Genomic DNA, 7413 nt, shown 5'->3' with positions numbered 1-7413 from the left:
AGACCGGAGCCTATATCGGCGAGGATGATCTCGTCCGCATCGAGGATGACTACAAGAGAAGTTGACCTTGAATCTTCAGGCCGCAACTCTCCGGTCGCCTCTAGCGCGTCTTGCCCGCGACGGCGTCGATGCCGGTCGCGAAGGCGGCTATGTGCTTCGATAAGACTGCTACAACAAACTTATCGCTTGACGTCCTGCCGATGACTGGGCATTCCCGTCACCTATTCAGGCTCCTGGGAGCTTGGCATGGGAAGCCAAGATTTTACTCAATGTACGATTGTCTTAGTCACATAAACGAAAATGACGCCTTGGGGCGGTGTCAGTATTTCCAGGCTTTGTCGGGCTGTGGAAATTATTCGGCAATGATTTTACAGCCTATCGATACTGTTACAAGTTGTGATAGACGTCGTCGAATCGAGAGAGCGAGCAGAGGTTAATGACGAATAGAAAACGCATATTCCTGGTCGATCACATGTGTGTTCTTCCCTTCGGCCATAACCTTAATGCGCTGGTGCTTTTCAAGGCAGCCATGGAGCCCTTTTATGATGAGGCTATATGTCTGGCAACACAACACCTTCCTGACTATGCGGAACAATCTTCACTCGTTGAAAGAGTATTGTATTTCCCCTATTCGGGAATTACACAAAAACCTCCAGTCAAAAAACCTGCAGGTGGCGGCTCCTCGAATAAAGCAAAAACGCGTGGTGGCTCCAGCCTGGGAATGCGGATTCGGTTCCTGCTAAATGCAGTCTCTGAGAGATATCTCGGCTTTGAATATACAAAAAGGCGGACGCTGAAGGACTGGCGGTCGATCTTTCGCAAATATAAAATAACAAAGGACGACGTTATTTTTTTCCCGAGTGCCGAGCACTACGGGGTCGTTTCGCTTTTGGAGTATATGAAGGAGTTTGGCGAAGACGAGCGACCCGGCATAGGCATCCGGTTAATCGGCGTTACGGAGGGTACGACGTATAGCGGCGGACTCGGGCGTGCTACATTCTTTGATGCTATTCGCAGGGCTCAGGCTGATGGTATGTCCATTTCACTCTCTGCCGAGACTATTACTTATGCTGAATTTACCTCAAGGATTCTGGGCAGCCACGTCGAATATCTTCCTTACCCCTTTGCGTTGCCGCTGCAGCCCATAAAATGGGGCGCGGTTAAAAATATATCCTCCCCCGGCCAGGGAAGGGCGGATAAGGGCTTTTTGAGGTTGTATTCTATAATAAGAGGCATCATAAAGCTTCAGGGCGAAGGTAAATCTACATTCGAAGTTCAGAATATGCGCGATAGCGATAAGTATTTTCGGGCAAGATATTCGGATATGCTTCGGTCTGTGGATGTGCTTGATTTGCACCCTGCGAGAATGGCGCAGGTGGAAATCGATGAAATGTATTCGAGAGCCGATATAATTATCATGCCTTATGATTCCGATACCTATGCCTTGCGTGGTTCCGCTGTTTATCAGGAGGGAATGGCGATCGGTCGCCTATTCGTGTGCAGCGCCGGTCTGGGAATGTCTGATCTGGTAAAACGCTACGGTACGGATTTCTGGCTGACAGCGATCGTGAGTTCTCGGAGAAAGTGGTTCAGTTGGCCCGGCTCGACGAGGATACGGTTCGCACAATGGTTGCCGATGCACGTTCCCTGTACGAAAAGGACTTCGACGCAGGGCTGAATGCTACTATTCGTGGGCTGGCAAGATGAAGAAAAATATAGCTTTTATAGATCATCCATTCCATCGTAAAACACGCTCCAGCGATTTTTTTGTTGATATTCTTCGGAAAGACTTCGAAGTTGATCTTTATTATGCGGAAACGGATAGCCGCGATCTGATCAAGTCGATTGCTGATAAGGCATATGACTTGGTGGTCTGCTGGCAGACCGAATTTTGCGCCCCTTATTTTTTGATGAGAGGAATACGCGTCGTATGTCTTCCAATGTATGACGGGGTAGCGAACGCTCCCGATATATATTGGATAGGGATGAAGCAGGCTCGATTTATCAGCTTTTCCAAGGCGCTGCATCTTAGGCTTACGTCGCTTGGGATCGAGAGTTTTTACTTCCAGTATTATAATATGAAACACGTTCCTGTGCCGCAGGCCAAATTTGAGGAAGGGCTCCGCTTCTTCTTCTGGCAGAGACGGCCGGAACAGGGCTTGACCTATGCTTTTGCGCAGGAGCTTTCCTCGCGACTGCAGTCGCGCGAAAAAGCCTTGGCAGACCTTGATGTAACGCTGCATGTTCACAATGCGCCGGATACGGAGCAGGCGGATGAATGGGAGCCAGTCGGTTGCGATAGCGTTTCCTACTTCACCGATGATGCACAGAGTTACAAGGAAGCGCTGGCCCGCTCCAACGTCTATATCTGCCCTCGTTTCAGCGAGGGAATTGGTCTGTCGATGATCGAAGCTCTGGCGCGGGGAATGCTCGTAGTCGCGCATAATGAGCCGACAGCGAACGAATATATCATAGATGGTGTGAACGGCATTCTCCTGAACTATGATGATATTATTCGGAAAAATGCAGCCGGTAAGGCTCTAATTGAGGTGAATGCCTCAAAAGTCGCGCACAATGCGAGAGAGAATTACCTGAAAGGCGTAGAGCGCTGGAACTCCAGTGTGAATGACATTCGGTTTCTCGTCAAAAGTACGCCAAAGCCCGATTTGAGGGAGAAGGAAACCGCTCTCGCCGACAAGTACCTATATGCGGTGAAATTCGCTTCGAGAAGGTTCTCCAAGTTCATCAGGCAGCTAAAGAAATTGCGGCGGAGAGGGATGACGGGAGCGGAGGCGTCAACGCTTTCGTTCGGGGATCTCGCCAAGGAATCTTTGCGCCGGGGAATGCTGACGGGGGTTATCGTTCGACTTGCTGAGCGAAAAAAACGACGTAGACGGCGGCGGGGCAGGTAAAGCCAAATGGCTTGACTTTTGGTGGTTTTAATAACAAGGACACTCGGGAATCGATGCTGGGTGTAGTCAAACAAGCATAAAGCAGAGGTAGATATGGCAAGTGCAATGAAGACAGCTCTGGTTTGCGGAGCGGGTGGCTTTATCGGGAGCCACCTGGTGAAGCGGCTGAAGCGTGAGGGATTTTGGGTCAGAGGCGTGGATCTGAAATTCCCGGACTTTACCGAAACCGAGGCTGACGATTTTGTAGTTGGGGATCTTCGGAACCAAGACCTCTGCGGTTCAATTGTTGATAGGCGTTTCGATGAAGTTTATCAGCTCGCTGCCGATATGGGTGGCGCTGGTTATATCTTTACCGGTGAACATGATGCCGACATCATGCATAACTCGGCGACGATTAACCTTAACATCGCCGATGTAGCCAGAAAGCGGAACATCAAAAAAGTCTTCTATTCGTCGTCTGCCTGTATGTATCCCGCATATAACCAGGAAGACCCGGATAATCCGAATTGCAGCGAAGAATCGGCTTACCCCGCTGCTCCCGATTCGGAGTATGGCTGGGAAAAGCTTTTCTCTGAGCGCTTGTATCTGGCATATAACCGCAACTTCGGCATGGCGAACCGCGTAGCGCGCTACCATAATATTTTCGGTCCCGAGGGAACGTGGCAGGGCGGTAAGGAAAAGGCTCCCGCCGCAGTATGCCGGAAAGTAGCGCTTGCCGCCAATAACGGTGAAATTGAAATCTGGGGTGATGGCAACCAGACCCGCTCGTTCCTCTACATTGACGAGTGTGTGGAAGGTACCGTCAGACTGACCCGCTCTCCCTCGTTTGAAGGCCCGGTCAATATCGGCTCTGACGAGATGGTGACGATCAATCAGCTGGTCGACATCGTTTCTGATATCGCAGGTAAGAAGCTGCACAAAAATCACATTGCAGGTCCGACCGGCGTGCGTGGAAGAAATTCCGACAATCGCCTGATTCAAGAGAAACTCGGATGGCGTCCTACTGCCGGGCTGACCGCCGGCCTTGAGAAGACTTACGCCTGGATCGAGCAGCAGATTCGCAAGAACAGCTAAAATCGGCGTAGCACTGCTTGATAGCGATTTTGGCCTCCCCCAACAGGGGGAGGTCGTTACTATGAAGTTCGCCAATCGCATTGGGTAAGATGAGATTGAGCTCAATTTCAACGAAATAGTCGGCTTTTCATTGCCAAACTCGGGGGAGGACGTCTTGCGTTTTGATCGAACGGATTCTGGTTTCGAAAGATGTAGTGAAGTCAAAACGGGTGGGATTGTCGACTGTTTCTTTTCTTTTGCTTTTTGGGGTGGAAAATACTGGTCTGCACATCGGCAGCATGAAATTTTCGATCCGGATAAATGGCCGACTGACACATCGAATTACGTTAGTGATATAATTTTGTCCTGCTGGGAGGAGGACGAGGGCGGATTAACTCAGATTGAATCCTGGAAAGTGGGGTCGGGAAATGATCCCCGCGTGCTGGTGTTCGATGGAGATCTGATCATCCTCTATCGAGGCTCCCTGAAGACGGAGAAGGAATATTATCTATATAGTGTTTCCCGAAGTGAGCTGAAGCCTGTTGATATTACCACTCCATTCTTTAACTATGGAAAGAACTGGGCTCCCTATTGCAATGGGACGCATATAGGCGTCGTCCATGGCTTCGATCCTCTTGTCACTCTGAATATAGATCCCAAAACGGCTCAAGGAAATGTTGCCTATTACAAAGACATTCCGTGGAATGCGAAGGCTAGGCACGATGGATTTGCCGTGCAGCGAGGCGGCTCCAATGCTCTGAAATTTGGAGAGCATACGGTAGGATTCGGCCATTCGACGATAGCGCCATATCAACACTATCCGTTTTTTTGGTCTTTGAATGGGGCCAACGAATTGAGCGTTTCTCAAGATGAGAGCTTTTTGCCGCTTGTTCGAAGAGGATATGGCATTATTGACCCGACTTCCTTGTTTGAGGGGCCTGACAACAATCTTTATCTTTCGATTTGCGGCTCTGAAAGGGATTGGTTTTACGCACAAAAATTTATCGAGATAATAGTTCCTGTAAACATTCTCGACAATCCGCATCATGCGCCGACCGCACAAGTTGAGATGCATGGCGGTGGCGAGGTTACAGTCAAGAGGATGTTTGCCTGCGACCTGCAATCCGCTGTCGAAACCACCATCGTTCCCTATGGTGGTCGGGAAGCGAAACAACAGAAGGGTTATATTTGCGTTGGTCCTTACCTGCCACTTGAGACGGGTACATATGAGGTCAAAATAAGATACAAGAGCACGTCAAGCCCTGATGTTGTGTGCGGGCAGGCAGATTTTTGCCGTTGTATTCCCAATCATGCCGAGCAACTCGCGAGTACCCCGATTATGGGAACGGATGATGTCATATCCGTTGTCAAATATAGCGTGCATGCGGAAATGGCGAAGGGGGATGCTTTTGAAACGCGTGTTTTCATTGATTCACCCCCCTCATTTACTCTCTATGACATAGAGATAGTTAAGGTCTGAATTTAATCACACCCGCTTATGCGGCCTGATCGACGTCCTCAGTTCCACCAGCCGCTCCAGCGTCTCAAGGCTTCGCTCGGGGCAGGCGGCGGAGAGGGCGAGGGCCATGGTTTCCATGGCGATGAAGGTGGGGGCGTGGAGCGCCACGCCTTCGTTTTTGGCGCGGGGCAGAAAGAGGCTGGCGTTGGCGTGTTTTTTAAGCACGCTGTCTTCCTGGCCGAGCAGCATGATGATCGGGATGTCGAGGCGGCCGGCTTCGGCTATGGCGGTCTGGGCTTCGCGGTGGGCGCGGCCGTGCAGGAGCATGATGAGGACGTGGCCGTTTTCAAGCTCGAGCAATTGTTCGGCAAGCGCGATGCCGGTGGCGTTGAGCGCATAGGAATGCACGCCCGAGCGTTGGAACAGCCTTGCCGCATAGGTGGCGATGATGCCGGAGGCGCCGATGCCGAGCACGCCGATGCCGCGCGCTTGCGAGAGAAGCCGCACGGCCGCCGCCATGGCTTCGCGGTTTTCTGCGCTTGAGAGCATCTCCAGCGTGTTTTTCTGATTGTCGAGCACGAAATCTATTGCCGCATCGCAGTTGCCGGATATGGATTTTGTCGTTGCCGCCATTTTTTCGACGGGCGAATCCGTCACGCCAAGATAGGCCTCCAGCGTTTCCTTGAGATCGACCAGCCCCTGAAAGCCGAGCGCCTGTATGGCGCGGATGACGGTCGCATCGGATGTATTGGTCTCGAAGCCGATTTCCAGTGCCGATTTGGCGAGAACGGCATGGCGGTGGCCGTCAATATATTCGGCAACGGCAAGCAGGCCCGGCGACAGGCGGTCGCGACGCTTGCGCAGCTGCTCGCCGAAACGGTCGGTGCGCCGAAGCCTTGATGTATGCGTTTCGCCAGCCGACATGAATTCTTCCGTGAAGCTGAGTTTTCTACTCTTCTTCACGAATTAGCAGCGCGCCAAGCCGGGAGGCAAGCGCTTTTGTCGTATTGGTCGTTGCCGTCACTTTTCGTGCGCTGGCCGCACTGTCAAATGCGACTGGACGGCGGAGACCATGAGGCTGAGTGCGGCATAGGAGTTGGAAATCGCTTCCTCGCGCGGCAGGAGGATGTACCGACCGTTGCGGCAGGCCTGAAGAAAGTTGCAGAAACCCGGCATCACGGCTTCCATCATGTCGATTTCCGCCTGCGGCGAAGCGCCGGTATCGGAGCGATAGGGATCGAAGATAATATCGGCATCGAGTTCCGGCAGCCGTTCGGCGCTGATTTCGATACGGTCGCCATCCGGAATGGCGTCGATGATGGTGGGGAAACGAAACCCCGCGTCCCGCAGCACCCGCCCGAGCGCGCGATAGGTGTGGTAGACGCTGATCTTGCCGTTGAGCGGCTGGAACACCGAAACCGTGATGGCGTCGGTATCGACCGAAGCCTTCAGCGCCTCGATCTGCGCGCGGTAGCGCCGGTCCAGCACGGCCAGACGCTCCTGCGTGCCGGTGAGTTCGGCCAGCACCTTGTAAATATGCGGCGCGCCGTCTTTGGTATTGTCGATGGCGACGGTGGGGGCGATCTGCGCCAGTTTTTCAACGGGGGTGGGGCGGTCAGGCTCGGTCAGGATGAGATCCGGCTTGAGGGCGATGATCGCTTCCAGATCGGCATTGATGGAGCCGATATAGGCGATGTCGCTATTGTCGAAATCAACACCGGTCAGAATGGCGCTGGAGCGCAGATAGGGTTTGCCATCCGCTCCCATGCGGCCGTGGCTGCCCACCGGCGTCACGCCCAGTTCGATCAGCGGAATGGTGAGGTCGATATCGTGGAGCGTCACGATGCGCTTCGGCTTTGCCGGAATGGAAACGCTGCGGCCGAGATCGTCGGTAAAGCTTCGGCTGGTCTCTTCGGCCTGGGCCGTGGCTGTCCCGAGGAGAAAAGTGGCTGCCGGAAGAAGGGCGAGAAGTGTTTTGCGCATGGGGGA

General features: G+C 52.7%; 6 protein-coding genes. 4 read left to right on the top strand and 2 right to left on the bottom strand.

Annotation, left to right across the window (positions count from 1 at the left end; all coding sequences use genetic code 11):
• The first annotated feature begins 436 nt into the window (after positions 1 to 436).
• The 4 genes from L901_RS16315 to L901_RS16300 all read left to right on the top strand — a co-directional run bounded on the left by L901_RS16315 (position 437) and on the right by L901_RS16300 (position 5445).
• A complete protein-coding gene (locus L901_RS16315; RefSeq protein WP_156430057.1) occupies positions 437 to 1678 on the top strand; it encodes a hypothetical protein in 1242 nt (413 codons plus the stop codon).
• A gap of 25 nt (positions 1679 to 1703) precedes the next feature.
• Entirely contained in the window at positions 1704 to 2912 is a 1209-nt protein-coding gene (locus L901_RS16310; protein ID WP_059758659.1) for a glycosyltransferase, read from the top strand.
• 105 nt (positions 2913 to 3017) lie between these two features.
• Positions 3018 to 3986, top strand: a complete 969-nt coding sequence (locus L901_RS16305; RefSeq protein WP_059758656.1) for an NAD-dependent epimerase/dehydratase family protein — start codon at positions 3018 to 3020, stop codon at positions 3984 to 3986.
• A 154-nt stretch (positions 3987 to 4140) separates the two neighbouring features.
• On the top strand, positions 4141 to 5445 hold the full coding sequence (locus L901_RS16300) for a hypothetical protein (RefSeq protein WP_147401546.1): 1305 nt from the start codon (positions 4141 to 4143) through the stop codon (positions 5443 to 5445).
• Between the two features lie 6 nt (positions 5446 to 5451).
• Here L901_RS16300 and L901_RS16295 read toward each other — a convergent pair whose 3' ends face one another.
• Both L901_RS16295 and L901_RS16290 read right to left on the bottom strand, forming a co-directional pair.
• Positions 5452 to 6348: a MurR/RpiR family transcriptional regulator gene (locus L901_RS16295; RefSeq protein ID WP_059758651.1), complete on the bottom strand. Its 897-nt coding sequence runs from the start codon at positions 6346 to 6348 to the stop codon at positions 5452 to 5454.
• Between the two features lie 96 nt (positions 6349 to 6444).
• Positions 6445 to 7407, bottom strand: a complete 963-nt coding sequence (locus L901_RS16290) for an ABC transporter substrate-binding protein (protein ID WP_059758649.1) — start codon at positions 7405 to 7407, stop codon at positions 6445 to 6447.
• Positions 7408 to 7413 lie beyond the last annotated feature (6 nt).

It is taken from the genome of Agrobacterium sp. D14, from assembly GCF_001526505.1.
Taxonomy (GTDB): Bacteria; Pseudomonadota; Alphaproteobacteria; order Rhizobiales; family Rhizobiaceae; genus Agrobacterium; species Agrobacterium leguminum.
The sequence above is the reverse complement of the archived record's forward strand: the minus strand, read 5'-3'. Positions and strand labels throughout refer to the sequence as shown.

Bases quoted from the DNA above. Each gene is read 5' to 3' on its own strand.
- L901_RS16315 (WP_156430057.1), top strand. From the start codon at position 437: ATGACGAATAGAAAACGCATATTCCTGGTCGATCACATGTGTGTTCTT.
- L901_RS16310 (WP_059758659.1), top strand. From the start codon at position 1,704: ATGAAGAAAAATATAGCTTTTATAGATCATCCATTCCATCGTAAAACA.
- L901_RS16305 (WP_059758656.1), top strand. From the start codon at position 3,018: ATGAAGACAGCTCTGGTTTGCGGAGCGGGTGGCTTTATCGGGAGCCAC.
- L901_RS16295 (WP_059758651.1), bottom strand. From the start codon at position 6,348: ATGTCGGCTGGCGAAACGCATACATCAAGGCTTCGGCGCACCGACCGT.
- L901_RS16290 (WP_059758649.1), bottom strand. From the start codon at position 7,407: ATGCGCAAAACACTTCTCGCCCTTCTTCCGGCAGCCACTTTTCTCCTC.